General features: G+C 54.9%; 25 protein-coding genes and 2 tRNA genes. 17 read left to right on the forward strand and 10 right to left on the reverse strand.

The genetic code is table 11. The features are described from left to right. Positions 1–7: 7 nt before the first annotated feature. The 7 genes from argA to NP603_RS10925 form a co-directional block, all read right to left on the reverse strand. Positions 8–1,324: an amino-acid N-acetyltransferase gene (gene argA, locus NP603_RS10895; RefSeq protein ID WP_256610909.1), complete on the reverse strand. Its 1,317-nt coding sequence runs from the start codon at positions 1,322–1,324 to the stop codon at positions 8–10. Positions 1,325–1,531: 207 nt separating this feature from the next. Then, complete coding sequence (locus tag NP603_RS10900; RefSeq protein ID WP_256610910.1) at positions 1,532–2,359, reverse strand: AlbA family DNA-binding domain-containing protein; 828 nt, start codon at positions 2,357–2,359, stop codon at positions 1,532–1,534. A 30-nt stretch (positions 2,360–2,389) separates the two neighbouring features. Beyond that, positions 2,390–2,881, reverse strand: a complete 492-nt coding sequence (locus NP603_RS10905) for a rod shape-determining protein (protein ID WP_256610911.1) — start codon at positions 2,879–2,881, stop codon at positions 2,390–2,392. 127 nt (positions 2,882–3,008) lie between these two features. After that, positions 3,009–4,859, reverse strand: a complete 1,851-nt coding sequence (ilvD, locus tag NP603_RS10910) for a dihydroxy-acid dehydratase (protein WP_256610912.1) — start codon at positions 4,857–4,859, stop codon at positions 3,009–3,011. A gap of 97 nt (positions 4,860–4,956) precedes the next feature. Continuing rightward, positions 4,957–5,595, reverse strand: coding sequence for a TIGR04211 family SH3 domain-containing protein (locus NP603_RS10915; protein WP_256610913.1), 639 nt, complete (start codon positions 5,593–5,595; stop codon positions 4,957–4,959). Positions 5,596–5,644: 49 nt separating this feature from the next. Continuing rightward, positions 5,645–6,544, reverse strand: coding sequence for an ornithine carbamoyltransferase (argF, locus tag NP603_RS10920; protein ID WP_256610914.1), 900 nt, complete (start codon positions 6,542–6,544; stop codon positions 5,645–5,647). A gap of 6 nt (positions 6,545–6,550) precedes the next feature. Beyond that, positions 6,551–7,723, reverse strand: coding sequence for an acetylornithine transaminase (locus NP603_RS10925; RefSeq protein WP_256610915.1), 1,173 nt, complete (start codon positions 7,721–7,723; stop codon positions 6,551–6,553). Positions 7,724–7,983: 260 nt separating this feature from the next. On the opposite strand from NP603_RS10925, the gene NP603_RS10930 reads away from it, so the two are divergent. Together NP603_RS10930 and dhaL are read left to right on the forward strand one after the other, a co-directional pair. Further along, the gene (locus NP603_RS10930) at positions 7,984–8,502 is read left to right on the forward strand and encodes a hypothetical protein (RefSeq protein WP_256610916.1); all 519 of its coding nucleotides are present in this window, start codon (positions 7,984–7,986) and stop codon (positions 8,500–8,502) included. A 174-nt stretch (positions 8,503–8,676) separates the two neighbouring features. Continuing rightward, a complete protein-coding gene (dhaL, locus tag NP603_RS10935) occupies positions 8,677–9,315 on the forward strand; it encodes a dihydroxyacetone kinase subunit DhaL (RefSeq protein ID WP_256610917.1) in 639 nt (212 codons plus the stop codon). Between the two features lie 18 nt (positions 9,316–9,333). On the opposite strand, the gene dhaK is transcribed toward dhaL, so the two are convergent. Together dhaK and NP603_RS10945 are read right to left on the reverse strand one after the other, a co-directional pair. Further along, positions 9,334–10,320, reverse strand: a complete 987-nt coding sequence (dhaK, locus tag NP603_RS10940) for a dihydroxyacetone kinase subunit DhaK (RefSeq protein ID WP_256610918.1) — start codon at positions 10,318–10,320, stop codon at positions 9,334–9,336. 27 nt (positions 10,321–10,347) lie between these two features. Continuing rightward, positions 10,348–11,169, reverse strand: coding sequence for an HAD-IIA family hydrolase (locus NP603_RS10945; RefSeq protein WP_256610919.1), 822 nt, complete (start codon positions 11,167–11,169; stop codon positions 10,348–10,350). A 208-nt stretch (positions 11,170–11,377) separates the two neighbouring features. On the opposite strand from NP603_RS10945, the gene NP603_RS10950 reads away from it, so the two are divergent. The 15 genes from NP603_RS10950 to NP603_RS11020 all read left to right on the forward strand — a co-directional run bounded on the left by NP603_RS10950 (position 11,378) and on the right by NP603_RS11020 (position 26,481). Continuing rightward, positions 11,378–11,453, forward strand: a tRNA-Phe gene (locus tag NP603_RS10950). A 21-nt stretch (positions 11,454–11,474) separates the two neighbouring features. Beyond that, a tRNA-Phe gene (locus NP603_RS10955) sits at positions 11,475–11,550 on the forward strand. 148 nt (positions 11,551–11,698) lie between these two features. Further along, entirely contained in the window at positions 11,699–12,184 is a 486-nt protein-coding gene (gene rimP, locus NP603_RS10960; RefSeq protein ID WP_256610920.1) for a ribosome maturation factor RimP, read from the forward strand. Further along, on the forward strand, positions 12,174–13,685 hold the full coding sequence (gene nusA / locus NP603_RS10965) for a transcription termination factor NusA (RefSeq protein ID WP_256610921.1): 1,512 nt from the start codon (positions 12,174–12,176) through the stop codon (positions 13,683–13,685). Before rimP ends, nusA begins: the two co-directional genes overlap by 11 nt. Before the next feature lie 14 nt (positions 13,686–13,699). Then, entirely contained in the window at positions 13,700–16,339 is a 2,640-nt protein-coding gene (gene infB / locus NP603_RS10970) for a translation initiation factor IF-2 (RefSeq protein WP_256610922.1), read from the forward strand. Positions 16,340–16,342: 3 nt separating this feature from the next. Further along, positions 16,343–16,729 carry a 30S ribosome-binding factor RbfA gene (gene rbfA / locus NP603_RS10975; RefSeq protein ID WP_256610923.1) on the forward strand — a complete coding sequence of 129 codons (387 nt, stop codon included), beginning with the start codon at positions 16,343–16,345 and terminating at the stop codon, positions 16,727–16,729. Positions 16,730–16,737: 8 nt separating this feature from the next. Further along, positions 16,738–17,655: a tRNA pseudouridine(55) synthase TruB gene (gene truB, locus NP603_RS10980; RefSeq protein WP_256610924.1), complete on the forward strand. Its 918-nt coding sequence runs from the start codon at positions 16,738–16,740 to the stop codon at positions 17,653–17,655. 105 nt (positions 17,656–17,760) lie between these two features. Beyond that, entirely contained in the window at positions 17,761–18,030 is a 270-nt protein-coding gene (gene rpsO, locus NP603_RS10985) for a 30S ribosomal protein S15 (RefSeq protein ID WP_064021993.1), read from the forward strand. A gap of 84 nt (positions 18,031–18,114) precedes the next feature. Beyond that, positions 18,115–20,193, forward strand: a complete 2,079-nt coding sequence (gene pnp / locus NP603_RS10990) for a polyribonucleotide nucleotidyltransferase (protein WP_256610925.1) — start codon at positions 18,115–18,117, stop codon at positions 20,191–20,193. A 246-nt stretch (positions 20,194–20,439) separates the two neighbouring features. Continuing rightward, entirely contained in the window at positions 20,440–21,090 is a 651-nt protein-coding gene (locus tag NP603_RS10995; protein WP_256610926.1) for a uracil-DNA glycosylase, read from the forward strand. After that, positions 21,080–22,918: an excinuclease ABC subunit UvrC gene (uvrC, locus tag NP603_RS11000; protein ID WP_256610927.1), complete on the forward strand. Its 1,839-nt coding sequence runs from the start codon at positions 21,080–21,082 to the stop codon at positions 22,916–22,918. Before NP603_RS10995 ends, uvrC begins: the two co-directional genes overlap by 11 nt. Beyond that, positions 22,908–23,468: a CDP-diacylglycerol--glycerol-3-phosphate 3-phosphatidyltransferase gene (gene pgsA / locus NP603_RS11005; RefSeq protein WP_256610928.1), complete on the forward strand. Its 561-nt coding sequence runs from the start codon at positions 22,908–22,910 to the stop codon at positions 23,466–23,468. The genes uvrC and pgsA overlap by 11 nt, the downstream gene beginning before the upstream one ends. 67 nt (positions 23,469–23,535) lie before the next feature. Beyond that, the gene (locus tag NP603_RS11010; RefSeq protein ID WP_256610929.1) at positions 23,536–24,147 is read left to right on the forward strand and encodes a TetR/AcrR family transcriptional regulator; all 612 of its coding nucleotides are present in this window, start codon (positions 23,536–23,538) and stop codon (positions 24,145–24,147) included. 42 nt (positions 24,148–24,189) lie between these two features. Then, positions 24,190–25,461 carry a Vi polysaccharide biosynthesis UDP-N-acetylglucosamine C-6 dehydrogenase TviB gene (tviB, locus tag NP603_RS11015; RefSeq protein ID WP_256610930.1) on the forward strand — a complete coding sequence of 424 codons (1,272 nt, stop codon included), beginning with the start codon at positions 24,190–24,192 and terminating at the stop codon, positions 25,459–25,461. A 3-nt stretch (positions 25,462–25,464) separates the two neighbouring features. After that, positions 25,465–26,481, forward strand: coding sequence for an NAD-dependent epimerase (locus NP603_RS11020; RefSeq protein ID WP_256610931.1), 1,017 nt, complete (start codon positions 25,465–25,467; stop codon positions 26,479–26,481). 214 nt (positions 26,482–26,695) lie between these two features. Here NP603_RS11020 and NP603_RS11025 read toward each other — a convergent pair. Continuing rightward, positions 26,696–26,955 (reverse strand): ArsR family transcriptional regulator (locus NP603_RS11025; protein ID WP_256610932.1); only part of this gene is annotated, 260 nt, incomplete at its 5' end.

Raw genomic sequence — 26,955 nt, forward strand, 5'->3', positions numbered from 1 at the left:
TCCCTCTTTAAATTACGTCTTTATACAGTAGCTTAGAGTTGCGTTGGTAGTTGTAGGCGCTTTGCATCGGTGCCGGCAAATCGTCAACAGCGCACGGGATGAAGCCGCGCTCGACGAACCAATGCAAAGTTTGGGTGGTGCGGACGAACAGGCGGCGAATGTTGCGGGTCCGAGCCTGGCTGATTAAATAGTTCAGCAGGCTGTCGCCGCGCCCGCCCTTGCGGTAGTCGCCGTGTACCGCCAGACAGGCCAGTTCGGCGCTGCCCGCATCGGCCATGACGTGAAACGCGGTGCAGCCGATGATCAGGCCGTCGCGCTCGATAACTATATAGTCGCCGATTTCCATCTCCAGTTTTTCCCGCGAACGTTTGACCAGGATGCCTTGGGCTTCCAGCGGTTTGATCAGTTCCATGATGCCGCCGATATCGTCCAGCGTCGCCGGACGAATAGTTTCGAAGGCGGTGGAACTGACCAGAGTGCCGACGCCGTCGCGGGTAAACAGTTCCAGCAGCAAGGCGCCGTCGACATGGCGGTTGATCAGATGGGCGCGCTGCACGCCACGGCGGCAGCTTTGCATCGCCGCCGTTAACGGTCGGGCGACGGCGTCCGGCAGTGCAGGGGTTTTATTCAGCAATTCCGCGGCCTGGTCGGTAGTCAGTTGTAACAGTGCAGCGCCGGAAGCCGGGTCGACGCAGGTTTGCTCGGTCAATAAAATCAGTTTCTCCGCCTGCAGCGCAATCGCTACTTCGGTGGCGACTTCTTCGGCAGATAAATTGAACACCTCGCCGCTGGGCGAATAGCCGACCGGTGAAATCAGCACCACATTGTTTTGGTCCAGTTGCTGATGAATGGCCTGGGCGTCGATCTTGCGCACCGTGCCGGTGTAGCAGTAGTCGATGCCGTCCAGCACGCCGAGCGGTTTTGCCGTAACGAAGTTGCCGGAGGCGACCCGGATTTGGGCACCGGCCATCGGCGAGCCGGAAACGCCCATCGACAGCAAAGCTTCGATTTCGACCCGAACCAGGCCGGCCGCCTGTTTGACGTATTGCAACGTGGTGGCGTCGGTGATGCGCAAGTGGTGGTGGAATTTCGGCGTATCGCCGTGTTCCGCCAATTGTTCGTCGATCTGGGCTCGGATACCGTAGACCAACACCAGCCTGACGCCCAGGCTTTTCAGCAACGCGAAATCGTGAATCAGATTGTCGAAATCGGCTTCGCTGACCGCATTGCCGCCGAAGAAAATCACGAAGGTGCGATTACGGTGGGCGTGGATATAGGGCGACGAATTTCTGAACCAGGCGACGAAAGTGGACTGTTGTTCCATTCGGTGGGTGTGGTAAAAGTTAAAACCTAAGCCTCTCCTGCCGGAAGAGGGTATCAAAAATCCATGCGTCGCCGGCTCGTTTCCCGCCAGCGGAACCCTAACTCGCAGGAGCCGGCATGGAAGGTTTTCTCATCGGGAACAGCGGTAAATCGCAATCGGCTAGTTTAACCGTCAGCCGACGCCGCCGCTAGCGGCACGGAATACCCTTTACTTGAGAGATTTCCAACGGCCGGCAACATATTCCAGCGCTTCCTGAATGTTCAGGTCGCGGGTACCACCGCCGGTACGGACAAAAAATTTAGGCGTGTTGCCGACGCTGAGGAACACCGGCCGCAAGGCCGGCGAGACGATGACCCGGCACACGTCTTTGTTGTCGATCTTGTGAAACAAAATATGCACGAAACGGCATAGGTCCGCTCCCAAATTCTCGGCGACCGCGGTGATCAGGGTTTGTTCGAAACCGTCCTGGTCGCTCTTTTTCAAAGTCTGAAAGTCGGGTTCCAGGCCGACGATTTCGCCGTTGTCGGCGACTCCGATCAGTAACGTGCCGCCGATGTGGCTGTTGAAAAAACCGGCCAGCGTTTTCAATACGACGCCTTCCAGGGTTCGATTCACGCGCTGTTCCTGCAAATCCCAGCGTAGTGTGGATTTAAATTCCAGCAACGGCCCTTCGCCCTGGCGGATGATGGTCGGCAGGTCTTTTTCCAGCTCGGCTTTCAGTGCATCCAAGTCGACCAGGCGTTTATGCAGCATCTGGTAAAAGCCGAGCGACAGCAAGCCCAGGAGCGCGCCGATTTCCGCATAGAACAGGATCAAATTATTCTGGTTGATCTGCCCTGTCATGACCTCGGTAAACTGGCCGATGACGAATTCTATCGACGAAATCGGGTCGGCATTGCGTTCGCGCGAACTGATGTAATCGTAACTGGGCGCCAGCAGAAAAATCCCCATCCCGGCACCGATCCAGGCGGCCAGAAAGTAGATTTTCAGTTTTTGTTTCCAGATGTTCAGGAGCAGCAGTAAGAAACGTTTCACGTCGGAATGGCGATTTCGAATGGGGATACGTTAGGGAAACAATAGCCGGCCCTCTTCAGGAAAGCTGCGTTTGCGTAGTTGTTCTATCGTCAAACTTGGCCCCTGCCAAACGTAGGCTTGGGATGCGCCGGCCATGCTGGCCAATTCGGCGAAGGCGCGAATTTCGATTTGAGTCAAGCCGCCTTCCAGCATTGCCAGCGGATGCAGCACTACAAGGGGTTTGGCGATGAAAAAGCTCTTCGGCAAGGCTTGTTTAATCAAATAACGCAGGGTTCGTTCGGCGATGGCGAAATCCGCCAGCAGGGTGCGGGGATGGCGGAAGCCGTTTTCGATGCGGATATTGGGCTTGTCGGTTAGCTGCTTTGCCATCGATCCCACTGCAACAATTGAATCCCGGCCCCGCTTAGTCTCTATTGCCAGTAACGGCGGTTCGGCCAGTTTAAGTCCGGTTTCGGCATGGGTGATTTCGATTAACTCGGACGTCATAACGATGTAAAGCGTGTTGCGAAAATAGTTGAGCATTGAATCGTCCAAACGTCGTTTGATTTGGTGTCTGTATCCAATAACTCAGCTCAACGCGGCTCGCGGGCTTGAAATCGCACAAAGTCTCAAACCCGGCTATCGCCAATACCCGACCAGTTTGGCAAGCTCAGTCTGCTGCGAGCTTCGACAAATCCCTGACCGCACCTTTATCGGCAGAGGTAGCAAAGGCAGCATAGGCTTTCAAGGCGACGGATACTTTGCGCGGGCGCGGCTTGGCCGGTTTCCAGCCCAGCTTGTCCTGTTCGGCGCGGCGTTGCGCCAGCTCCTCGTCGGACAGCAACACGTTGATCGAGCGGTTGGGAATATCGATCCTGATCCGATCGCCGTTTTTCAGCAAGCCGATCGCGCCGCCGGCGGCCGCCTCCGGCGAACAGTGGCCGATCGACAGACCCGAAGTGCCGCCGGAGAAACGGCCGTCGGTCAGCAGCGCGCAGGCTTTGCCCAGGCCCTTGGATTTGATATAGCTGGTCGGATACAACATTTCCTGCATACCCGGGCCGCCGCGCGGACCTTCGTAGCGGACGACGACCACGTCGCCGGCTTTGACTTTATCGGCCAGGATGTTTTCGACTGCTTCGTCCTGCGACTCGACCACATGGGCGCTGCCTTCGAATACCAGCAGGCTGTCGTCCACGCCGGCGGTTTTGACCACGCAGCCGTCCAGCGCGATGTTGCCGTGCAGCACCGCCAGACCGCCTTCCTGGCTGAAGGCATGCTCGAACGAGCGAATACAACCTTCGGCTCGGTCTAGATCCAGGCTGGGCCAACGTGCGTTTTGGCTGAAAGCGACCTGAGTCGGAATGCCGCCCGGGCCGGCCATATAAAAGGTTTTTACCGCATCGCTGGGGTTGTTCATCACGTCCCATTGCGCCAGGGCCTCGCCTAACGTTTTGGCGTGCACGGTGGGTACGTCGGTATGCAATTTGCCGGCCCGGTTCAGCTCGGCCAGAATCGCCATGATGCCGCCGGCGCGATGGACATCTTCGATGTGGTATTTGTTGGTATTCGGCGCGACTTTGCATAACTGCGGCACCACGCGCGACATGCGGTCGATGTCGGCCAGCGTGAAATCGATGCCGGCTTCTTGGGCAACGGCCAATAAGTGCAAAATGGTGTTGGTCGAACCGCCCATCGCGATATCCAGCGCGATGGCGTTCTCGAAGGCTTTGAAGCCGACCGCGCGCGGCAGCACCGATTCGTCGTTTTGTTCGTAATATTGCTTGGCGAGTTCGACGATGCGGCGGCCGGCTTGCTTGAACAACTGCTCGCGGTCGGCATGGGTGGCGACCACGGTGCCGTTACCCGGCAAGGACAGGCCCAGCGCTTCGGTCAGGCAGTTCATCGAGTTGGCGGTGAACATGCCGGAGCAGGAGCCGCAGGTCGGGCAGGCCGAGCGTTCGACCGCCGCTAAATCGTTGTCGGAGACTTTGCTGTCGGCCGCCATCACCATCGCGTCGATCAAATCCAGTTTCTTGACGTCGGCGCCTTCAGCCAAACGCACTTTGCCGGCTTCCATCGGCCCGCCGGAGACGAAAATCACCGGAATGTTCAGGCGCATCGCGGCCATCAGCATGCCCGGCGTGATTTTGTCGCAGTTGGAAATGCAGACCAGCGCATCGGCGCAGTGGGCATTGACCATGTATTCGACGCTGTCGGCAATCAAATCGCGGCTGGGCAGGCTGTACAGCATGCCGTCGTGGCCCATCGCGATGCCGTCGTCGACAGCGATGGTGTTGAATTCTTTCGCGACGCCGCCGGCTTGTTCGATCTCGCGCGCGACCAATTGGCCCAGATCTTTCAGATGTACATGGCCCGGCACGAACTGGGTGAAGGAGTTGGCGACGGCAATGATCGGTTTGTTGAAGTCGCCTTCTTTCATGCCGGTGGCGCGCCATAATGCGCGTGCACCTGCCATGTTGCGGCCTTGGGTAGTGGTATATGAACGGTATGCAGGCATGGTGATTCCTACTGAAAGCAGAAAGCGGCCATTGTAAACGGCCGCCGGGGAAGGTGTATCAGCCGCGAATTTATCTAGCGGCTAAATCCATAAAAAACTAGAAGGTATCCCAACCGCTGGAGCGGCGGCGCCAGCTCAATTTCGGCAGGATGAAGCCGAGCAATACGCCGAACAGAGACAGGCCGCCGCCGTACAGAAACCAGTCCTGGTTGGTGTTGTCGGTCAAGGCCAGGTTTTCCCGCTTCAATTGTTGCAGTTCGCGTTCGACTGCAATGACACGTTCCTGCAATTGGTCGCGTTGCTGCTTCAATTGGATGGCGTTCGCGGCGGTCTGCTGCAATTCGGCCAGATCCGCGCTGAGTTTGTCGCGTTCCTTACCGACTTCCTGACTGCTCGCCTGAGATGCCTTCAGCTGCTTGTTTTCCTCCAACAAGGCTTCCAGTTTTTTGTTCGCGGCTTCGAGTTGGTTGCGGGCGCTAGGTTCGCCGGTCAAATAACGGGTCAGAATAAAGCCTTCCGCGCCGCTACCGGTCTGAATATAGGTGTAACCGTTTTCGGTGTTGTCGCCCAATACCATAACCGGCGCGCCGTTTTCCAGCATCTTGACGATTTTGGTGCGTTCGCTTTCGCCGCTACGCAGCGGGACTTCGACTTTATCCGTGATGTAAGCCGTTTTGGCTAGTGCGATATTGGTGAAAAACAGACTGGCAAATAGGCAGATAAAGGGCTTTTTCACGGTATCACTCTTCGGTCGGCTTTTGAATAAAGCGGCGATTCTAGCGAAATTATCGGCAGATGAGAAATTCCAGTAACGCTTTCTGAGCGTGCAGACGGTTCTCCGCTTCCGGAAAAACCACGCTTTGCGGGCCGTCGATCACGTCGGCGGTGACCTCTTCGCCGCGGTGTGCCGGCAGACAGTGCATGAACAGCGCATCGGGCTTGGCGGCTGCCATGGTGGCGGCGTTGACCTGGAAGTCTTTGAACACGAATTCGCGTTTCTTTTGCTCCTCTTCCTGGCCCATGCTGGCCCAAACGTCGGTTACCACCAGATCAGCCTGATGCGCGGCCTGTTCCGGCGTATTGAAGAACGCGATGCGGTCGCCGGCCGGATCGACGATGCTTTGCAGCGGTCTGTAATCGACCGGGCAGGCGATATTCAGTTTGAAGCCGAACTGGCGCGCGGCGTTGATGTAAGAGTGACACATATTGTTGCCGTCGCCGATCCACGCCACGGTCTTGCCCGCGATGTCGCCGCGAAACTCGAAATAGGTCTGCATATCCGCCAGCAATTGGCAGGGGTGTTTCAAATCGGTCAGGCCGTTGATCACCGGAACCCGCGAATGTTTGGCGAAGGTGGTGACGGTCTCGTGTTTGTGAGTGCGCAGCATGATGCAGTCCACCATGCTGGAAATCACTTTAGCGCTGTCTTCCAGCGGTTCGCCGCGGCCGAGTTGGGTGTCGCGCGGCGACAAAAACAGCGCCGTGCCGCCGAACTGGGCCATGCCGGCTTCGAACGAGATTCGGGTCCGGGTCGAAGATTTTTCGAAAATCATCGCCAGCACTTTGCCTTTTAGCGGTTGATAATCGGGATCGCGGTGGCGTTTCAGCTCCATGGCGCGAAGGATCAAGGCATGTAGCTCGGCGCTGGTTAAATCCAACAGGCTGGTGAAGTGTCTGGGTTGCATGGCAATTTACCTGCTAAAGTCCTGAATGAGCGCCGCCAAGGTTTCGGTCAGCGTCGCGATTTGGGCGTCGTCGATGATCAACGGCGGCAATAAACGGATGGTGTTTTCGGCGGTGACGTTGATCAACAAGCCATGTGCCAAGGCGATGCCGACCAGTTCGCCGCACGCCCGATCCAGTTCGATGCCGATCATCAAGCCTTTGTTGCGGATCGAAACAATGTGCGGATTGCCGGCCAGGGCCTGCTTTAACGCGGTGTGGATTTTTTCGCCTTTCTCGGCCGCTTGTCCGATCAAGCCGGAGCCGGTCAAGGTTTCCAGTACTGCCAGGGCAGCGCTACACGCCAACGGGTTGCCGCCGAAGGTGGAACCGTGGTTGCCGGCTGTCAGCACTTCGGCAGCTTGGCCGCGTGCCAGGCAGGCGCCAATCGGCACGCCATTACCCAAGGCTTTGGCCATGGTGCAGACATCCGGCAAAATAGCGTTGTGTTGATAGGCCAGGAACTGTCCGGTACGGCCGACGCCAGTCTGGATTTCATCCAATATCATCAGCAAGTTATGGCGGTCGCACAGCTCGCGAATCCGGTTCAGATAGTCGGCGGCCGGGATGTTGACACCGCCTTCGCCTTGCACCGGTTCCGCCATGATCGCCACGATGTTACTGTCCGCCGCGATGGCGGCTTCCAGCGCCGGAATATCGTTGTAGGGCACGTGGCTGAAGCCGGGCAATAATGGTGCGAAGCCTTGTTTGATTTTGCTGTTGCCGGTCGCGCTCAAGGTGCCCATGGTGCGGCCGTGGAAGCTTTTTTCCATGGTTATCACCACCGGATTGTCGATACCGCGCTGATGGCCGTATTTGCGGGCAATCTTGATCGCGGCTTCGTTGGCCTCGGCGCCGGAGTTGGCGAAAAACACATTGTCCATGCCGCTTAGTGCGATCAGGCGGTCGGCCAATTGTGTCTGCAATTCCACACCGTACAGATTGGACGTGTGCAACAGGGTCTTGCTTTGCCGGCACACGGCTTCGTGCACTGCAGGATGGGCGTGGCCCAGGCTGCAAACGGCGATACCGGCCACTGCGTCCAGATAGCGTCGGCCTTCGTTGTCCCACAACCACGCGCCTTCTCCGCGCGAAAAGGTGACCGACTGGCGGGCGTACGTGGGCATGATATGGCTGGTCATTTGCAAGGCTCTGGAGGTGTTTTAAAAAACGCAGTTCGCTTGAAAAAAGCGCGCGATTATATTTTTTAAACGCTAGCGAAGCAAACAATAGTTTCAGTCCCCCCGGTTTTTCAACGTTCCGTAGTTAAGCGGCAAACTTGCCGCGGGCAATGCCGGCGCGCTGTTATAAATTTGTAATATTGATGCAGTAAAGTTCCGCCATTTACAGCCGTTTCGGCCGGCTTAGGGTTCGCAGGCTAATAACTTTCAAAGGATTTGCGTTGAACGAGAACGAGCATCCGATAGACGATAAAAAACACATCGTTTCGATAAGGTTAAATAATTCTGACCGGATTGCGGTGCGTTCCACCGCTGCCAGGCTGTTGGTGCGCGAGTCCGAGTTGTACCGCTTTGCCGTTTATCATTTGCTGAATCGCTTGCACAAGCTCCACGACGACGCTTGCGTCGGCAGTGATTTGTTGCCGCTGTTCATTGAGTTCAAGAACGAATTGAATACCCACTTGGGCCTGAAAAAACACCAGTTGTTTAAAATTTTCAACGGCCGCAATCCGGAGCCGGAAAAATTCGTGTCGATGGCCGATATCGAACTGTTGTTGTTGCCGCGCCACGCTGTGCGCCAACGTTTGCAGCAAATGAACGAGGCCTTACCGCAAAAACGCGCCGATACCGACGCATGGTTACATGCCTATCTGCAGGAAAAATACCGCTTCAGCGCTCCGGCTGAGGATGGCGATTTGTTGGCCATCGGCGATAACAGCGCGGAATCGGCAGGCGGTTGAGTTGGCGGTGCGATCGGGTTGCCGGGTTCGCCGGTAGAGCGAAGGTGCGGGTTGGAATGGGGATACGACATGTGACGTTGCTACCTATGAGTCGATGGCGCAAAGGCCTCCGGCTGGACAGGTCGTTCATGCATGGCTATGCTCGGCGGTTTTAGATACTGTTCAGGAGGCGGCATGCCGATTACCCCCGTTATTTTTCCGGAGCTGGTCCGGGCCTTGATCGCAGTTATCGACGCCAACGCCGATGCGGTTACTGAGCTGGACCAGGCGATAGGCGACGGCGACCATGTCTTTAACCTGCAGCGCGGTTTGCAGGCTTTACAGCAACATGCCGATGAAATTGCGGCGTTGGATTGGCCGCAGGCCTGGCAAAAAATCGGCATGACTGTGATGTCCGCCGTCGGCGGCGCCTCGGGATCTTTGTACGCCACCTTGCTTATCGGATTGGCGAAGAGCAGTCAGGGTAAATCCCTGAATGTCCAGGGCTTCTCTGAAGCTTTGTTGCAAGCGGTGGAAGCGGTCAAGCAGCGCGGCAAAGCGGATGTCGGCGAGAAAACCATGCTCGATGTACTAGTGCCGGTCGCTCAGGCTTTGCAGGCAGAGGCGGCGGCGAACAGCGCGCTGCCAACGATTTTGGCGCGTTTGCGCCAAGTCGCGGCGGAGGGGGCTGAAGCGACGCGGGATATGGTCGCAACCAAGGGCAGGGCGTCGTTTCTTGGCGAACGCAGTAAAGGCCACGTCGATGCCGGCGCCAAAACTGCGCAGTTGATGATTGCTGCGATCGCCGACGTGCTGGATTCCGCGGCCGCTTAAAGTCGGCCGCGAGGCGGACTAACAGCCCCAGCGCAGGGCTGCGGTATTGACCGGCGCATCCCAGTAAGCCACCATCTCGTCGTCCAGCAGAGTCAAGGTCAGCGAGCAACCGGCCATGTCCAGCGAAGTCGTAAAGTTGCCGACCAAACTGCGCTGAATACTCAGCCCGCGCCGGGTTAACTGTTGCCAAGCCAGTTCATAAACTAGATGTAGCTCGATTAACGGCGTTCCGCCGAAGCCGTTGACGTGCAGCAAGGCTTTGCTGCCGGGTGCGATGGGCAGTTCCTCGGCAATGTGATCGGTCAACTGGGCGACGATTTCGCTGGCTCCGGCCAGTTTGACGGTTTCCCTGCCGCGTTCGCCGTGGATGCCGACCCCGTATTCCATTTCGTCTGCGTTCAATGCAAAGGTCGGGTGGCCCAGCGCCGGAACCGTGCAACTGGTCAGCGCCACGCCGAGCGATGCGGTCGCTTGGTTGACGCGTTCGCCCAAGGCTTTGCAACTGGCGAGGTCGGCACCGGCTTCCGCCGCGGCGCCGACGATTTTCTCGACGATCGTGGTGCCGGCCACGCCGCGCCGGCCGATGCTATGCGATTTCGGCAGCGAAATATCGTCGTTGACCAACACGCTGGCGTTGGGCAGTGCCAGCATTTCGCCGGCCATTTCGAAATTCATCACGTCGCCGGCGTAATTTTTGACGATAAACAATATGCCGGCTCCGCCGTCGACCGCTTCGGCTGCAGCCATCATCTGGTCCGGCGTCGGCGAGGTGAACACTTGGCCCGGGCAGGCCGCATCGAGCATGCCGAAGCCGACGAAGCCGCTGTGCAGCGGTTCGTGTCCGGAGCCCCCGCCGGAGATTAGCGCGACCTTGCCGGATTTTCGTTGCTTGCGGTAGACAAAGCGCGGTTCTGGATTCAATTCCAGGATGTCGGCGTGTGCCTTTGCAAACCCTTGCAGGCTGGTATCCAGCAAACTGTTGGGATCGTCGATGAATTTTTTCATGAAGTGTCTCCGCGAGTTGAAAAAGGGTCAGGCCGGCAAGTCGAGTAACATTCGAGTGATGTCGCGAATGTCCGGCACGATCCAGGTCGGGCCGAAGTCGGCGGCGTCTACATCGGTCTGGCTGGAAACGCCACTCAGCACCATCAGGCTGCGGATGCCGGTACGCACTGCGCCGAGAATATCGGTGTCCAGGCGGTCGCCGATGGCGATGGTCTGTTCGGGGGGCGTGTTCAGCAAGCCAAGCGCCTGGCGATAGATGATCGGTTCGGGTTTGCCGATGATCATCGGTTTGATGCCGGTCGTGGCGGTCAATGCAGCCAGGATCGCGCCGTTGCCGTGGGTTTCGCCGCGTTCGGTGGGTAGCGACATGTCGCCGTTGGTGCCGATGAAGTGGGCGCCGGCACGTAGGTTCAACGTCGCGGTGGCGAGTTTGTCCCAGCTCAGCTCGCGGTCCATGCCGCAAACCACCAATTGAGCACGCGTTTCCGGTTCGGTTTCATATAGCCCGGTCAACGTAAAACCCAGGTCTAGTAGCGGCTGGCGGGCGCCGATGCCGCCGATCACGAATACGCGGGTCGCCTGCGGTTGGTAACGTTGCGCCAAATACAGAGCGGTGGCCATACCGGAGGTCAGGATTTCTTGGAAATCAACATCTACGCCCATGCCGGCCAGTTTGGCAACGTATTGTGCGGCGGTCATGCTGGCGTTGTTGGTGGCCAGTACGAACGGCAAGTTCTTGTCCCTGAGGGTCTGGAAAAATTCGACGATCCCGATCTGCGGGCGGTCGCCGTGCCATAACACGCCGTCCATGTCGATGATTAAGCCGCGGACGTCGGTGAACTCTTGCATAATGGGATCTGATGGTCGATGTTGGCGAACTTGAAAATGTCCGCTCAAAAATAGATTGAAAAGGAGCGGAACCAGGCCTCGGAACTGCCGGTTAACAGGCCGCGAAGAATTGCACAAAATGCCGTTCGCTGTCTAGCTCGTGGCGGTGTGCGTGTTTTTTGCTTGACTAAGGGTCGATAACCTAGTTTAATGAACGGCTCTTAACGCCGCCCAGGTAGCTCAGTCGGTAGAGCAGAGGACTGAAAATCCTCGTGTCGACAGTTCGATTCTGTCCTTGGGCACCACAAGTTTTTGGAAAGGCCGTAGCCCAGGTAGCTCAGTCGGTAGAGCAGAGGACTGAAAATCCTCGTGTCGACAGTTCGATTCTGTCCTTGGGCACCATTCCTTAGCGTGGTTTGTAAAAACCGAAAGCCCCTTTATGGGGTTTTTTGTTTTGTGGGCTTTCGAAAACGGAATCCCATGGCAGTGTTTGATGTTTATGGAAGAGCCTGAGGCTCTTTTTTTTTGGGTTTGAAAAGGCGAGACGGCAATGAAACAGGCTCCGGAACACTTGGTGGAATTGATCGAGCCCATCGTGGAAGGACTGGGCTACGAATGTGTGGGTATCGAGTACAACCCGCATCCATCCCATGGCATGCTGCGCGTTTATATCGACAACGAAGAGGGCATTTTGTTGGACGACTGTACCAAAGTCAGCCACCAGTTGAGCGGCATGCTCGACGTCGAAGATCCGATTCCCGGCGAGTACCAGTTGGAAGTGTCTTCGCCCGGTGCCGATCGGCCGTTTTTCAAACTGAGCCAGTTTCAGCGTTTTATCGGCAGCAAAGTCAATATAAGTTTATTCAAGCCCATCGACAAGCGTCGCAAGCTTAGTGGCGAGATCAAAAGCGTCGACGGCGACGCTGTAGTGATTCAAGAAGGCGAAAAATTATTCAGCGTGCCGTTTCAGGCAATGAGCAAGGCGCGTTTGGCGCCGGATTACGATTTTAATAGAGGAGGCCGCAGTGGCGAATAAAGAAATTCTATTGGTGGCGGATGTTTTTGCCAACGAAAAAGAAATCGATAAGGAAATCATCTTTCAGGCGATCGAATCGGCACTGGAAGCGGCCACCGTCAAACGTTACGAAAATCCGGTCAAAGTTCGGGTCGCGGTCAACCGCCAGACCGGGGACTACCTGACCTACCGCCGCTGGCAGGTTGTCGACGCCAATCCGGAAATCAACGGCGATGTCGAACATCCCGGCTGGCAAATTCTGTTGGAAGCCGCACAGTTGGATAACCCCGAGGTGCAGGTCGGCGATTACGTCGAAGAAGAGATCGAATCCGTCGCCTTTTGCCGGATTGCCGCGCAAACCGCCAAGCAGGTGATTATCCAGAAAGTGCGCGAAGCGGAACGCAAAAAAATCGTCGAGGCGTACCAGGATCGAGTCGGCGAACTGGTGACCGGTGTCGTCAAACGGCTGGAAAAAGGCAGCGTGTATCTGGATCTGGGTGGGCACGTCGAGGCTTATATCGCCCGGGAGGACATGATTCCGAAGGAGCCGGTGCGCATGGGCGACCGGGTGCGCGGCTATTTGAAAGCGGTCCGTTCCGAACCTCGCGGTCCGCAACTTTTCGTCAGCCGTACCGCGCCGGAGCTGCTGATTGCCCTGTTTCGCCTGGAAGTGCCCGAAGTGGGCGAGGGTTTGATCGACATCCTGGCCGCGGCACGAGATCCTGGGTCGCGGGCGAAAATCGCGGTTAGAGCCAACGACCCGCGCCTGGATCCGGTCGGCGCCTGCGTCGGCATGCGCGGTTCCCGGGTGCAGGCCATTTCCAACGAATTGGCCGGCGAGCGGGTGGACATCATTTTGTGGAACGCCAACGACGCGCAGTTCGTGATCAACGCCATGTCACCGGCGGAAATCCAATCGATCGTGGTCGACGAAGATAAGCACAGTATGGATGTGGCGGTGGCTACCGACAGTCTGTCGCAAGCGATCGGCCGGGGTGGCCAGAATGTGCGATTGGCGACCGAATTGACCGGCTGGGAATTGAATATCCTGGATGCGGCTCAGGTCGGTAAGAATCACGACGAGGCGGCGGCAAAGGCCAAGCAGCAATTCATGGATTTGCTGGATGTGGATGAAGAAATTGCCGGCATTCTGGTCGATGTGGGATTGAATAACATCGAGGAAATCGCTTACATCCCGGTCGACGAAATGCTGGAAATCGAGGGTTTCGACGAAGAATTGGTCGAAGCTCTGCGCAGTCGCGCCAAAGATGCGCTACTGATCAGCGCGATCGCTTCGGAAGAAAAAATCGAAACCGCGGAGCCGAGTCCGGAGTTGCTGGCCATGGAAGGGATGAGCGAGGAGTTGGCCAGAGAGATGGCAGCCAAAGGTATCCTGACTTTGGACGATCTGGCGGAGCAGGCCATCGATGATATTATCGAATTTGCCGGAATGACCGAAGAGCGTGCTGGTAAACTAATCATGAAAGCCCGCGAGTCTTGGTTCGCAGAGGATAAGGGCTGAGGCCGGAGGAAATTATGAGCGATAAAACAGTACAGGAATTAGCGGAAGTAGTAGGCATCCCTCTGGAACGTTTTTTGGAACAGCTGAAAGAAGCCGGCCTTAGCGCCAGCGCGCCGGACGACGTCATCGACGACGACGAGAAAATCAAGCTGCTTGCCCATTTGCGCAAGCGCCACGGCAAAACCGATGCCGATCAGGAGGCGGCTACGCCGAAGCGGATCACTTTGAAGCGTAGTACCAAGACCGAATTGAAACAATCGACTCCGCCCGGTGCGGCCGTCAAGACGGTTAGCGTCGAAGTCCGCAAACAAAAAACGTACATCAAACGTAGTGATTTGCTAGGCAACGAGGAGCAAAGGCAAGCGGAGCTGGCGAAGCAGGCCTTGGAAGAGCAGCGCAAACAGCAGTTGTTGGATGAGGAAAAGCGTAAGCAGCAAATCGAACTGAAAGCCCAGGAAGAAGCGGCTGCCGTTGCCGCGAGCAATGTTGCTGCCGCGCCGGAGCCGGCTCCAGTCCAGCAGAGTCCGGCGCCGGAAGTGAAGCCCGAAACGCCGGCAGTTGAGGCGCAGGCCCCCGCCAAACCGGTGGAAATGACCGAAGAGCAGCGTTTGGAGGAAGAAAAGAAACAGCGCCTGGAAGCAGCAGTGCAACGAACGGCCGAGAAGGTCAAAAAGAAAGCTGAAGCCAAGCAACAGCAAACGCTGCACAAGAAAAAAGCCGAATTCAAGCCTTCGCGCGGTCCTACTCCCGATGTCGAAGTCGATCGCGGCGGCGGCGATGCGCGGCGCGGCAAGGCTAAGAAAGCAAAATCTGCTCCTCGTCGGGAAAAACCCGAATTTGAGATTGATTTGCAGCAGTCGCGGCATAAGTTCGAAAAGCCGATGGCTCCGACTGTTTACGAAGTGACGATTCCGGAAACCATCGTGGTATCGGATCTGGCGCAGAAAATGAACATCAAGGCTGCGGAAGTGATCAAGCACCTGATGAAGCTGGGCATCATGACCACCATCAATCAGACCATCGATCAGGAAACCGCCGTGATTTTGGTGGAAGAGATGGGTCACAAAGCCATCATGCAGAGCGAGGATGATTTCGAGCAAGAGATGTTGGCCGAGGTAATTGGCGATGCCGGCGAAGTCAAGCTTTCGCCGAGAGCGCCTATCGTTACCATTATGGGCCACGTTGACCATGGTAAAACCTCCTTGCTGGATTACATCCGCAAAACTCGCGTCGCTGCGGGCGAGGCGGGCGGTATCACCCAGCACATCGGTGCATACCAGGTCAAAACCGATCACGGTTCCGTGACGTTTCTGGATACCCCGGGCCACGCGGCATTTACCGCTATGCGGGCGCGCGGCGCGGAAGTCACCGACATCGTTATTGTCGTGGTCGCCGCCGACGACGGTGTGATGCCGCAAACCAAAGAGGCGATCGACCATGCTCGCGCCGCCAATGTACCGATCATTGTCGCGCTGAATAAAATCGACAAACCGGAAGCCAATCCGGACCGGGTCATGCAGGAATTGGCCACGCTGAACGTGGTGCCGGAAGAATGGGGCGGCGACGTGCAGTTCCTGAAGGTTTCGGCGAAAACCGGCGCCGGTATCGACGATTTGATCGAAGCCTTGATCGTTCTGGCCGAGGTGCTGGAATTGAAAGCCCCGAAAGACGGTATCGCATCCGGTGTCTGTATCGAGTCTCGGTTGGACAAAGGCCGCGGCGTGGTTGCCACCGTACTGATTCAGAAAGGTACGCTGAACAAGGGCGAGTTTGTCTTGTGCGGCCACGAATACGGCCGGATCCGGGCGATGTTCGACGAGAATTCGCACGCCATCAAATCGGCCGGCCCGAGTGCGCCGGTCGAAATTTTGGGCTTGTCCGGTACGCCGGATGCCGGCGACGAGTTCCTGGTCGTGCAGAACGAGCGGGTCGCGCGGGAACTGGCGGCACACCGCGAAGAACGCAAACGTTCCAGTCGGCATGCTGCACAGCATGCGTCGAAACTGGACGACGTCTTTTCCCGGATGTCTGCCGGCGAGACTTCGACTCTCAACGTCGTCATCAAAACCGACGTACAGGGCAGTTTGGAAGCCTTGCGCGAATCTCTGGTCGGCCTGTCGACCGAGGAAGTACAAGTTAAGTGCATTTATGGCGGCGTTGGCGGTATCAACGAGGGCGACGCCAACTTGGCGCTAGCGTCCAATGCGATTCTGATCGGTTTCAACGTTCGTGCCGATGCGGTAGCGCGCAAACTGATCGAGGAAAAGGATATCGATCTGCACTACTACAGCATCATTTACGAAGCGATCGACGAAGTGAAGCGCGCGATCAGCGGTATGCTGGCGCCGGACATTCAGGAAAAAATCGTCGGTCTGGCCGAGGTTCGCGACGTATTCCGCTCGCCGAAGTTCGGTGCGATCGCCGGCTGTATGGTCGTCGACGGCTTCGTCAAACGCAATCTGCCGATCCGCGTGCTGCGCAACAATGTAGTGATTTTCGAAGGCCAATTGGAATCTTTGCGCCGCTTCAAAGACGACGTCAACGAAGTCAAAATGGGCATGGAGTGCGGTATCGGCGTGAAAAACTACAACGACGTCAAGGCCGGCGACCAGATCGAGGTCTATGAACGTATCGAAGTGAAGCGGGAAATCTAAACTATGGGCAGAGAATACGGCCGCAGTCAGCGTGTCGCTTCGGAAATGCAGAAGGAGTTGGCGGCGATCATGCAACGCGACGTCAAGGACAGTCGGTTGGGTTTCGTGACGATCAACGATGTCGAATTGTCCAGGGATTTAGCTGTGGCGAAAATTTTCGTCACAGTACTGAATGCCGACGATGCCGGCAAGGCGGCCAATGTCAAAGTGTTGAACGAGATATCGCCGTTCATTCGCCACGAGTTGGCCAAGCGCATGCGCTTACGGCATATCTCGGAATTGCACTTTTATTACGACAATTCCTTCGATACCGGTATGCGCGTCGCAGCCTTGTTGCACGATTTGGAAGGCGGTAAGACCGCTGCGGCTAGCGACGATACTACGGAATAGGACGTTTAATGGCAAAACGCAAGACCGGGCGCGATGTCCATGGCATCGTGCTGCTCGATAAACGCTTGGGTGTGTCCTCTAACCAAGCATTACAGGAAGTCAAGCGCTTGTTCAATGCCAATAAAGCCGGGCATACCGGCGCTTTGGACCCGCTAGCGACAGGGTTGTTGCCGCTTTGTTTCGGCGAAGCCACCAAAGTATCGGCTCTAATGCTCGACGACGACAAGCGCTACTCGGTTACCATGCAATTGGGTGTGATGACCGACACCGGCGATAGCGAGGGTAAAGTCATTGCCGAAATGCCGGTGCCAGCATTGGATAGCGTGCAATTGCAGGACTGTCTGGCGGGTTTCGTCGGCGAGATCGAACAAGTGCCGCCGATGTATTCCGCGCTCAAGCATCAAGGTCAAAAATTGTACGAATTGGCCAGGGCGGGTAAAACCGTCGAAAGGCAAGCTAGACGTATCAAAATATACGGCTTGGAATTGGTCGAGGTCGATGCGGACCACGGGCGGTTAACGCTCGACGTATCGTGCTCGAAGGGCACCTACATCCGCACTTTGGCCGAAGATATCGGTACTCGCTTGGGTACTTGCGCCAGTGTCACGATGCTGCGCCGGACTGCCGCCGGCATGTTTCGTATCGGTCAAGCTCACACGCTGGAAGCGTTGCAGGCGATGAGTCCTGAGCAGTTGCTACTGGTTTTGATTGGATTGGACCAACCTCTGCTCGATATGCCGGAAATCTCATTAAATGCCGAACAAGCGGAGCGGGTCCGCCAAGGGCAGCGCATCCGAGTGGCAGAAGCCGCTGCCGAGCGGGTCAGAATCTATTCCCCGGAATGCTTTTTGGGGTTGGGTGAAATTTCAATGGATGGTAAACTAGCGCCGAAAAAATTGTTTCATCTGGATAACCAAACTACTTGATTATCCGGGAAAATGCACCGTCGCTGCACCCTATTGCGGAGACGTTGCCCTCTCGCCATCGTCAGATGGTTTTTTAAAATCAAAATTAATCGATAGGGATTAAGAATGTCATTAACTGCAGAACAAAAAAAAGCCGTCGTTGAAGAATACCGTTTGTCGGAATCCGATACCGGCTCTACCGAAGTACAGGTTGCGTTGTTGACCGCCAACATTAACCAACTAACTCCGCATTTCGCTACCCACAAGAAAGACAACCACTCGCGTCGCGGTCTGCTGCGCATGGTTAACCAACGCCGCAAGTTGCTGGATTATTTGAAAAACACCGATGTGGCGCGTTACCGTTCCTTGATCGAACGCTTGGGTATTCGTAAGTAGCAATATCTGGAAACGGCGCATGGGGCGCCGTTTCTGCTTTAGGGCAACATTTTTAGCATAACCTTTAAACAAAGGAACCTTATAGTGAATCCTATCAGGAAACAATTTCAGTACGGCGATCGTCTCGTCACGTTAGAAACCGGCGAGATTGCCCGCCAAGCCAATGGCGCGGTCATCATCGACGTCGAGGGCACCACGTTGTTGGTGACCGTGGTCGGCAAGAAAGAAAGCAGCGGCGGCGATTTTTTTCCGTTGACTGTCGATTATCAAGAAAAAGCCTTTGCAGCCGGTAAAATTCCCGGCGGTTTTTTCAAGCGTGAAGGCCGTCCGAGCGAGAACGAAACACTGATCTCGCGTCTGATCGATCGCCCGATTCGCCCGTTGTTTCCGGAAGGTTTCACCAACGAAGTACAGATCATCGCTACCGTCCTGTCACTGAACCCTGAGGTAGACACCGAAGCCCCCGCCATTTTGGGTGCTTCCGCTGCTCTGGCCGTATCCGGTTTGCCGTTCAACGGCCCGTTGGGCGCTGCAACGATCGGTTACATCGACGGTCAATACGTGCTGAATCCTACCTTGCCGCAACTGAAGGAATCTCGCTTGCGGTTGATGGTAGCCGGCACGCAAAAAGCCGTACTGATGGTCGAGTCCGAAGCCGATCTGTTGCCTGAAGAGGTGATGCTGGGTGCGGTGTTGTTCGGCCACGAGCAAATGCAGGTTGCGATCAATGCGATCAACGAATTCGCCGCCGAAGCCGCTACACCGGCAATGGCTTGGATGCCGCCGGCCGACAACGAAGCCCTGAAAGTCGCCGTTGCCGCCGAAGCCGAAGCGCAAATCAAAGCCGCGTACCAAATTCCCGAGAAATTGGCTCGGCAGGATGCGCTCAGCGCAATCCGCAATGCCGTCGTCGAAAAATTGACTGCCGATGGCCTTTACGATGAAAAAGACATCCGCGATGTGATCGAAACGCTGGAGTACAACATCGTCCGCGGTGCTATTCTGAACGACCGCAAACGTATCGACGGTCGCGATTTGACTACCGTAAGGCCAATCACAATCCGGACCGGCGTATTGCCGAGAACTCACGGTTCCGCCTTGTTTACTCGTGGTGAAACCCAGGCCCTGGTCGTCGCCACGTTAGGGACCGAGCGCGACGCCCAGATCATTGATGCGCTGGCTGGCGAATACAAGGATACTTTCCTGTTTCACTACAATTTTCCGCCGTTCAGCGTCGGCGAAACCGGCCGTACCGGCTCGCCGAAACGCCGCGAAATCGGCCATGGCCGTCTGGCCAAGCGCGGCGTACAAGCGGTGTTGCCGAACATGGGCGAATTCCCTTACGTTCTGCGCGTCGTATCCGAAATCACCGAATCGAACGGCTCCAGTTCCATGGCTTCGGTCTGCGGCAGCAGTTTGGCGTTGATGGATGCCGGCGTCCCTATCAAGGCGCCGGTGGCTGGTATCGCGATGGGCTTGATTAAGGAAGGCGACCAGTTTGCCGTGTTGTCGGACATTCTGGGCGACGAGGATCACTTGGGCGATATGGATTTCAAAGTGGCCGGTTCCGAAAACGGCGTCACTGCGCTGCAAATGGACATCAAGATCGACGGCATCACGCCGGAGATCATGAAAGTTGCATTGGATCAAGCGAAGCAGGGCCGATTGCATATTTTGGGTGAGATGAACAAAGCCTTGTCCAGTTCGCGTACCCAAATGTCCGACTTTGCGCCGCGTATCATCAGCTTCAAGATCGATCCGGCGAAAATCCGCGAAGTCATCGGCAAAGGCGGCGTGACGATTCGTGCCATCACCGAACAAACCGGAGCCAGCGTCGATTTGACCGACGACGGTACCGTCAACATCGCCTCGGTCGATAAAGCCGCCGGCGAAGAAGCCAAGCGCATGATCGAAGAAATTACCGCCGAAGTCGAAGTGGGTAAAACCTACGAAGGCAAGGTCGTACGCTTGATGGATTTCGGCGCGTTCGTGACTATCCTGCCCGGCAAAGACGGTTTGGTACACATTTCGCAAATTTCCGACGAGCGCGTCGAAAAGGTCAGCGACAAGTTGTCCGAGGGCGACGTAGTCAAGGTCAAAGTGCTGGAAATCGATCGCCAAGGCAGGGTGCGCTTGAGCATGAAGGAAGTCGATAGCGACTGATTTTATTGCCGTTACTGCATCGATTGGAAAAGGGCCGTAAGGCCCTTTTTTGTTGCTGCGCTATCGTTTTTGGATTTGCCCCAGCGGTATTGAGCTGTGACCGGTGGGTCATGGAAATTCGGTTGTCCTCACGTATAGCCGATTTTCTGATCGGTATCGGGCAGAGCATTGCTAGCGTTTCGCTGCCGGGTCGGCAAGATTTCGTCGGGTCGGGTAAAATTGGCCGGATTTTATTTGGCTGTTGTCATGTTGCATTCGAATTACTTTAATCAGGATTGCCGGGATTGTCCGCGCTTGGCTGGATTTCTCGATAACGTCAAGCTGAAATACCCCGATTACCACGCCTTGCCGGTCGCACCGTTCGGCGATCCCGGCGCCAGATTGCTGGTGGTCGGTCTGGCGCCGGGCATGCATGGGGCTAACGCCAGTGGCCGGCCGTTCACGGGCGATTATGCCGGGCTGTTGCTGTATCAAGCGTTGTACGACTTTGGTTTCAGCAATCAAGCGGATTCGATTGCTCTCGACGATGGCTTGATATTGAGCAACTGCCGGATCACGAATGCCGTGAAATGCCTGCCGCCGCAAAACAAACCCTCCGGGGACGAAATCAAGCGTTGCAATCGTTATTTGGCTGCAGAAATTGCAACGCTAACGGAGCATTCCGTGATTCTGGCATTGGGCAATATCGCTCACCAAGCTGTGTTGCGTGCTTACGGTTTGAAAAGCACTGTCGCCAAGTTCGGCCATCATCGCACCTTTGCATTGCCGGACGGCAACACCTTGGTGAGTTCCTACCATTGCAGTCGCTATAACGTGCAGACAAAGCGCTTGAACATGGCGATGCTGGCCGAAGTCTTTTTCACCATTCGATCTTTACTGGACAGCCGTGGAGAATAGCGACGCAGCGGGTTTCGACGCCAAGGCCTTCATCAAAACGCTGACCCAGCGTCCCGGTATTTACAAGATGCTGGACGACAAAGGCGAGATTATCTATATCGGCAAGGCCAAGAACCTGAAAAACCGGGTGTCGAGTTATTTTAGAAGCAACGCCGCTTCACCCAAGCAGCAGGCTATGGTGGCTAAAGTCGCAGCGATCGAGGTCACTGTCACTCATACCGAAGGCGAAGCCTTGCTGTTGGAAAGCCAGCAGATCAAGCGCCATAAACCGCGCTACAACATTAGTTTGCGCGACGACAAGTCGTATCCGTATGTGTTTATTTCCAGCTTTCACGACTTTCCGCAATTGACTTTCCACCGTGGGGCCAAGAAGCGGCGCGGTAGATATTTTGGGCCGTACCCGAGCGCCAGCGCGGTGAAAGAAACCCTAAAACTGTTGCAAAAAATATTTCCGGTGCGGCAGTGTGAGGATTCGTATTACAACGCCCGTTCCCGGCCGTGCTTGCAGTACCAGATCGAACGCTGTACCGCACCGTGCGTCGGGTTGGCGACCAAGGAACGGTATGCCGCCGATGTGGACAATACCATTTTGTTTCTGGAGGGCAAGGGCGGATTGTTGATCGATCGGCTGGTCGGCAAGATGGAGGCGGCCGCGGCGGAGTTGGAGTTCGAGCAGGCGGCCGCGTACCGCGATCAAATCGCCCGTCTGCGTGCGGTGTTGGAGAAGCAATGCGTGGAGGGCGAGCGCGGCGACGTCGATATCGTGGCCTGTGCTGCCAAAACCGGCATGGCGTGTGTGCAAGTGTTTTACATTCGCAATGGCCAACACTTGGGCAATCGGCAGTTTTTTCCGAAAATGGCGGATGAAAACCAACCGGAAGAAATATTGCAGGCATTCATTGCCCAATATTATTTGGACAAGACGGTTCCGCACGAATTGATCGTCAGCCATGCCTTGCCGGAATCGGCTTTGGTTGGCGAGGTGTTGGCCGAGCAGGCCAAGCATGCGGTGGCGATCTCGAGTAATGTACGCGGTGAGCGATTGAAATGGCTGCAAATGGCGATGACCAATGCTGAGAACGCTTTGACTGCCCGTCTGGCCGACAAACAGGGATTGTTCGGCCGCTTCGCCAGTTTGCAACAGGAGTTGGCTTGCGATGCGATCCCGGAAAGATTGGAGTGTTTCGATATCAGCCACACCCAAGGCGAACAGACCGTCGCATCGTGCGTCGTATTTAACAGAGAAGGGCCGGTGAAAAGCGATTACCGGCGTTTCAATATCGACGGGATAACGCCGGGCGACGATTATGCCGCAATTTACCAGGCGGTTTCCAGGCGGTTCAAACGGCTGAAGCAAGGCGAGCACAGGGCTCCGGATATTTTGTTTATCGACGGCGGTAAGGGTCAGGTCGCGGAGGCGGAAAAGGCTTTGGCCGAATTGGAGATAAACGATGTTATGATAGTCGGGGTTGCCAAGGGGCCCGATCGCAAAGCCGGTATGGAAAAGATCATTCTGGTTGGTAATGGACAGCCGTTGGATGTAACGCCGGGAGCCTCCGCTTTACTATTGATTCAACAGATTCGCGACGAGGCGCATCGTTTTGCTATAACCGGGCACAGACAGCGGCGCGCTAAAATCAATAAGCAATCGGTATTGGAGGATATTGCCGGACTGGGGCCGAAAAGAAGACAGGTTTTGCTGAAGCAGTTTGGCGGGTTGCAGGGAGTATCCAGCGCAGGTGTGGATGCTTTGGCCAGTATAGATGGTATAAGCCGGCAATTAGCACAGCGGATTTACGACACGTTTCACCACCAAGATGGCCATTAGATTCACAATTCCGACTTATTTGACCTTGCTGAGGATCGCGCTGATCCCGTTGTTGGCCATCGTATTTTATTTGCCCTGGCAATATTCGAATATTGCCAGTACGCTGATCTTTCTGATTGCCGGCGTTACCGATTGGTTGGACGGATATTTGGCCAGAAAAATGAATATGCAAACGGCTTTTGGCGCTTTTCTGGATCCGGTGGCCGATAAGTTGATGGTGGCGATCGTTCTGGTTTTGATCGTGCAGGAACAAGGCAATCCTTTTCTAGCTGTGCCGGCGGCAGTTATCATCGGCCGTGAGATTGCCATAGCCTCGCTACGGGAATGGATGGCGGAGATCGGCCAACGCGCCAAAGTTAAGGTATCGTTATTGGGAAAATGGAAAACCACTGCGCAAATGACTGCAGTCAGTCTGTTGTTGTATCGCGAGGATTTATTCGGTTTGCCGATCAATTCGATGGGGTATTGGCTGTTATATTTGTCGGCAATTTTGACGTTGTGGTCGATGGTCAATTACTTGGTAGCGGCTTTTTCCACCATCAGCGAATAAAATAATAAAGCGGTATTATTACTGCAATAACAGAGAGTAAGCAGCAGGTAAAGCTGTATATAAGAGCATGGAACAAGATTTAGAATTAACATCAGAGAACACGCAGAAAAAAACGGTTAGTCAGGATGAGGTATTGCAGGCGGCGCTGAAACTGTTCGCCGAAAAAGGCTATTTCAATACTTCATTGACCGATATTAAGAATGCGCTAGGTATTAAAACCAACAGTGGTATTAACCAGTTCTTCAAAACCAAACAAGCCATTGCGCAGACTTTGCATGAGAATATTCTCGATAGTTTGAGTATATCAATCGATGATATTCGCCGCCGTAACCGTAAGGCGGCAGAGCAATTGCGAGAAATCGTCGATTTATTGTTCCGTTTGACCGACGATGCGCCGGAAGTGGTGCAGTTTCTGCTGTTTGTTAACAGCGACGAGTTTCTGTCTGAGCCGAAGCCACTATTGGATACGGCAGCGTTTGTCAAAATCAAACGCATTTTTCAGAACGGTGTCAAAGACGGTGAAATCAAAGCCATCGATCCGTTGCTGGCTTACACTTACTTTTTTGGCATCATCAACCATACTTTGCAAATGGTGATGACAGGCGGGCTTCCCAAGTCAGCCGATAGCTACTTGCCTCAAGCCTGGCTGGTGGCATGGGGTTGTATCGCCAAAAAATAACTTACTCAAAGAGTATCAGCGCGGCAGCGGAGGATTAAGTGGATGTTGGATAGTATTAAGATTGGCATGATTGGTTTGGGCTATGTCGGACTACCTTTGGCGGTGGAATTTGGCCGAAAATATCCCACCGTGGGTTTCGATATCAATCGTAATCGTATTCAGGAATTGCGAGCCGGGCGTGATCACACTCTGGAAGTCAGCGAAGAGGAGTTGGCCGCCGCCACAAAACTGACCTACAGCGCCGATTTGCAGGATATAGCCGATTGTTCGGTTTATATAGTTACGGTACCAACTCCGATAAACGAGCATAAACAGCCGGATTTGACGCCGCTAGAAAAGGCTAGCGATCTGCTCGGCAAGGTTATCAAACACGGCGATATCGTGATTTACGAATCTACGGTTTATCCCGGCGCCACCGAAGAAGTTTGTGTACCTATCCTAGAGAAAGTGTCCGACTTGAAATTTAACCGGGATTTTTTCGTCGGCTATAGCCCCGAGCGGATCAACCCCGGCGATAAACTGCATCGGGTCACCAACATATTGAAGGTTACCTCGGGTTCGACACCCGAGATTGCAGAAAAGGTCGACGCGCTTTATAAAAGTATAATTACTGCGGGTACCCATAAAGCCAGCAGCATCAAAGTTGCCGAAGCCGCCAAAGTGATAGAAAACACGCAACGCGACGTGAATATCGCCTTAATCAACGAGTTAGCGTTAATCTTCAACAAATTAGGTATTGATACTGAGGAAGTGTTGCTGGCCGCCGGTACCAAATGGAATTTTTTGCCGTTTAGGCCTGGCTTGGTGGGGGGGCACTGTATCGGTGTGGACCCTTATTATTTGACGCATAAAGCTCAGGCGATCGGTTATAACCCGGAAGTGATCTTGTCCGGTCGCCGCATTAACGACGGCATGGGTGTTTATGTGGTTTCTCAACTGGTCAAGTTGATGCTGAAAAAGCGTATTCACGTCCAGGAAGCCAATGTGTTGATTATGGGTTTAACTTTCAAAGAAAATTGTCCGGATATCCGTAACACGCGGGTAGTCGATATTGTAAATGAATTGCATACCTACGGTGTTAACGTCGACGTTTATGATCCCTGGGTCAGCGCCGACGAAGCGCGCCACGAATACGGCATATCTCCGGTCGATCATCCGGAAAAGGGCAAATACGACGCCATTATTCTGGCGGTAGCTCACGATCAATTCCGGCAAATGCCTATTTCCGAGATTAGGAGTTTAGGTACGCCGCAAACCATTGTTTATGATTTAAAGTATCTGTTTCCGGCCGACCAAACGGATGCAAGGTTGTAAGTGATGAGAATTATGGTGACCGGCACTGCTGGGTTTATCGGCAGCCATTTGGCGCTTAAACTGCTTGAGCGCGGCGACGAAGTTATCGGCATCGATAATCTCAACGACTATTACGACGTCAATCTCAAACTTAGCCGTTTGGCTAGAATTAAAGACTATCCCGGATTTACCGACGTAAGGTTGGATATTGCGGATCGGGCAGGTATCGAAGCTGTTTTCAAGCAGTACCATCCGCAAAAAGTGGTCAATTTAGCGGCGCAAGCGGGCGTGCGATATTCGCTGGAAAATCCACACGCCTATATTGATAGTAACATCGTCGGCTTTATCAATATTTTGGAAGGATGCCGACACTACAATGTCGAGCATCTAGTTTACGCCTCCAGCAGTTCGGTTTACGGCGCCAATGAATCAATGCCATTTTCCGTGCACGATAATGTGGACCATCCATTAAGTTTGTACGCTGCGTCGAAAAAAGCCAATGAATTGATGGCGCACACTTACAGCAATCTCTATCGACTTCCGACTACAGGTTTACGTTTTTTCACGGTTTACGGGCCTTGGGGACGCCCGGACATGGCTTTGTTTTTGTTCACGAAGGCCATTTTGGCAGGCGAAAAAATTAAGGTATTCAACTACGGGAAGCATCGGCGCGATTTTACCTATATAGATGATATTGTCGAAGGCGTGATTTGTACGTTGGACCACAATGCGCAGGCCAACCCTGACTGGAACGGCTTGAGTCCGGACCCCGGTACCAGCAAGGCGCCTTGGCGTGTTTACAATATCGGTAACCAGAATCCGGTCGAATTGATGACATATATCGAGACTTTGGAGCGTTATTTAGGCAAAACGGCGGAAAAAGAGTTATTGCCGTTACAACCGGGTGACGTTCCGGACACCTATGCCGATGTCGAAGCGTTGGTCAACGACGTCGGCTACAAACCGAGTACCAGTATAGAACAAGGGATTAGACGTTTTGTTGAATGGTATCTAGCTTATTATCAAGTAGATTGGCGATAGGCGCTCGCTGACGCTGAAAATCTTGGAAACGGAGCGGTAGCGAAGTGAAGATTTTTAGTCCCCGATAGCCGTAGCGCCGGGCGGGTTTTCGCAGCGAAGCGGAGAAAACCTGCAAGGCCTCGCGAAACGGCGTCAAGTCATGCGAGAGCCTAAGTTCCGACCCCTTGTTGGGTCGGGACGAGGTGACGCGGACGAATCGGGGTCGCCGAAGGCATCAGCGGTCGCTATTTTTGCCGATTTTTTCTAGCAGGATGCCCGAAAAAATCTTTCGGCAAAAATAGCGACTCTCCGATTCATCCAGTGTATGGAGATGTTTACGGATGGTGGGGCGGGATAATTTGAATCGTTTGGCCAACTCACTGACGGTCGCTTTCTCCACAAAATGCAACCGCCGAATTTCGGCTACTTCTTCCACGTCTATCACTCCAGGATTCTCCGGCAAAAAGCCGGGCATTGAACAACCTGGGGTGGAAA

This window comes from Methylomonas aurea, assembly GCF_024505045.1.
GTDB lineage: Bacteria > Pseudomonadota > Gammaproteobacteria > Methylococcales > Methylomonadaceae > Methylomonas > Methylomonas aurea.

Excerpts from the sequence above, each read along its gene's own strand:
- NP603_RS10995 (WP_256610926.1), top strand. The coding sequence starts at position 20,440 with ATGTTGCATTCGAATTACTTTAATCAGGATTGCCGGGATTGTCCGCGC.
- NP603_RS10925 (WP_256610915.1), bottom strand. The coding sequence starts at position 7,723 with ATGACCAGCCATATCATGCCCACGTACGCCCGCCAGTCGGTCACCTTT.
- truB (WP_256610924.1), top strand. The coding sequence starts at position 16,738 with ATGGCAAAACGCAAGACCGGGCGCGATGTCCATGGCATCGTGCTGCTC.
- NP603_RS11010 (WP_256610929.1), top strand. The coding sequence starts at position 23,536 with ATGGAACAAGATTTAGAATTAACATCAGAGAACACGCAGAAAAAAACG.
- pgsA (WP_256610928.1), top strand. The coding sequence starts at position 22,908 with ATGGCCATTAGATTCACAATTCCGACTTATTTGACCTTGCTGAGGATC.
- NP603_RS11020 (WP_256610931.1), top strand. The coding sequence starts at position 25,465 with ATGAGAATTATGGTGACCGGCACTGCTGGGTTTATCGGCAGCCATTTG.
- argA (WP_256610909.1), bottom strand. The coding sequence starts at position 1,324 with ATGGAACAACAGTCCACTTTCGTCGCCTGGTTCAGAAATTCGTCGCCC.
- dhaL (WP_256610917.1), top strand. The coding sequence starts at position 8,677 with ATGCCGATTACCCCCGTTATTTTTCCGGAGCTGGTCCGGGCCTTGATC.
- infB (WP_256610922.1), top strand. The coding sequence starts at position 13,700 with ATGAGCGATAAAACAGTACAGGAATTAGCGGAAGTAGTAGGCATCCCT.
- NP603_RS10905 (WP_256610911.1), bottom strand. The coding sequence starts at position 2,881 with ATGCTCAACTATTTTCGCAACACGCTTTACATCGTTATGACGTCCGAG.
- rimP (WP_256610920.1), top strand. The coding sequence starts at position 11,699 with ATGAAACAGGCTCCGGAACACTTGGTGGAATTGATCGAGCCCATCGTG.
- ilvD (WP_256610912.1), bottom strand. The coding sequence starts at position 4,859 with ATGCCTGCATACCGTTCATATACCACTACCCAAGGCCGCAACATGGCA.
- rpsO (WP_064021993.1), top strand. The coding sequence starts at position 17,761 with ATGTCATTAACTGCAGAACAAAAAAAAGCCGTCGTTGAAGAATACCGT.
- argF (WP_256610914.1), bottom strand. The coding sequence starts at position 6,544 with ATGCAACCCAGACACTTCACCAGCCTGTTGGATTTAACCAGCGCCGAG.
- NP603_RS10945 (WP_256610919.1), bottom strand. The coding sequence starts at position 11,169 with ATGCAAGAGTTCACCGACGTCCGCGGCTTAATCATCGACATGGACGGC.
- rbfA (WP_256610923.1), top strand. The coding sequence starts at position 16,343 with ATGGGCAGAGAATACGGCCGCAGTCAGCGTGTCGCTTCGGAAATGCAG.
- dhaK (WP_256610918.1), bottom strand. The coding sequence starts at position 10,320 with ATGAAAAAATTCATCGACGATCCCAACAGTTTGCTGGATACCAGCCTG.
- tviB (WP_256610930.1), top strand. The coding sequence starts at position 24,190 with ATGTTGGATAGTATTAAGATTGGCATGATTGGTTTGGGCTATGTCGGA.